1 protein-coding gene is annotated in these 1,641 nt (G+C 72.2%); it reads right to left on the bottom strand.

Annotation, left to right across the window (positions count from 1 at the left end; all coding sequences use genetic code 11):
- Positions 1 to 103 precede the first annotated feature (103 nt).
- Positions 104 to 934: a hypothetical protein gene (locus ABZ641_RS36435; RefSeq protein ID WP_359988808.1), complete on the bottom strand. Its 831-nt coding sequence runs from the start codon at positions 932 to 934 to the stop codon at positions 104 to 106.
- Between the last annotated feature and the right edge of the window lie 707 nt (positions 935 to 1,641).

The raw sequence follows: 1,641 nt of genomic DNA, 5'->3' as shown, positions 1-1,641 counted from the left end.
CGACCGGCATCCGGCCCCGGCCTCCTCGGTCCTCGTGATCGAGGGCTCGCCGGCTCCTGGCGTTCGACCGCCATGGCACTCACTTCCCTCGGACGGATGGCGATCAGCTCAGCTGTGCGTAGGTCCCGGCCGCGGTGAACGCCTCGTCGACGGGCGTGAGGAGTTCGACCAGGCGGCGGGCGCCGGTTGCGCCGATAGGCGCCCAGAGCCCGGCGCAGTGTTCGTCGGTCTCGACCTCGATCCGCTCGCGCGCCGCGGTGCCCGCCTCGGTCGCCGTCCCGTCGGTCTCCAGCCAGCCGCGGGTGACGAGACGTTCGGTGGCGGCGGCCCATTCCTCGTCGTCCCATTGCCGGGTGGCGCGCACGATCGGCGTCGGGAGCCGGCCGGTCGCGGTGTGGATGACGTTGCAGTCGCACGGTCCGAGGCGGTTGTCGGCGAGGACGACGAGGTGCGCGTCGCCGCGCCACTCGCGCAGCACGGTGACCTGCTGCCACAGTGCGGTCAGCGGGTCGGGCGGCAGGGGAACGGATGCGTTGGCCGCGGCCAACGGTTTGCCGGCGTAGTCGGCCGCGGCGACGACGGGGTCGATCAGCGATCGCGCCTCGGCTATCTGGTCGTCCGTCAGGCCCACCCCGACGCGCCGTAGCGCGTGCTCGGCGGCCGTGTAGCGGGCGGCCTGCCACCGCTCGGGCGGCGCGGCGTCCCATACGCCCGTCATCGATCGCACCGCCCGGGGGCTGAAGTTGTAGAAGGTCGCGAGCGTGACCTGCCACGCGACCGCGCCCATCGGTGCCGAGCGGAACGCGAAGTAGGCCGGTGCGCGGTCGGTCACGCCGAGCTCGGCGGCCTGCCGGGCGGATTCCGGGACGAGGTAGATGAACCGGTGGGCCGCGTTGACGGCGAGGCTGATCTCGCGAACGGCGGTGATGTTCATGTGTGACTCCCAGTTCGGGGGTTCGGCGGTGGAGGTCGGCCCCGCCCGGCCGGGGGTGCGGCCGGACATCGTGGAGCCCGGGTGGGCCGGCGCGGATTCGGCCGGGCTGCCGATGCGTTCGAGGCCCGGAGCCCCCACCAGGACGAAGTGGCGGCGCGGCACGGAGGGAAGCGGGCCGCGCGGACGTCGTTCGGCCGCTGAACGGCCGCCGCGGGAAGGCCCGAACCGACATCGCCACCGGCGCCTTCCGAAAGCCCGGCGACTGTGGCGGGATGTCAACCACGGCCCGTGGCCAGAGGTCTGGGCCGGTCGGGGCATCCGGGTCGTGGTCGGTCACGGCGAAGCGACTGGCGCCCTCGGGCTCCGCTCCGGGTCAGCTGCCGGCATACGCCTTTACCGGCCAGGAGATGGGCGGACATCTAGCCGGAGCGCAGGGTCGCTCCCGCAGGCGCGGTCGCGGCGGTGACGGTGACGGTGAAGTTCACCGCCCCTGGCAGGCGGGCGAACGGGTCGTTGACGCTCATCGAGTGTTCCCCTCCACTGCGGCAAGCCGCCCTCAGATATCAGATCATAGCAGCGATAATCGATTATTTGGCTTCCGGCTAGACTGTGGCCGTGACGCAGACGACCGACGCCCCCGCCCGGCCGGGCAAGCAGATGCTCTCCGAACGGGTCTACGACCGACTGCGCAAGGATGTGCTGCACGG

The organism is Kitasatospora sp. NPDC007106, from assembly GCF_040634455.1.
GTDB lineage: Bacteria > Actinomycetota > Actinomycetes > Streptomycetales > Streptomycetaceae > Kitasatospora > Kitasatospora arboriphila.
Note: the sequence above shows the minus strand (reverse complement) of the source record. Positions and strands in the feature narration are given on the sequence as shown.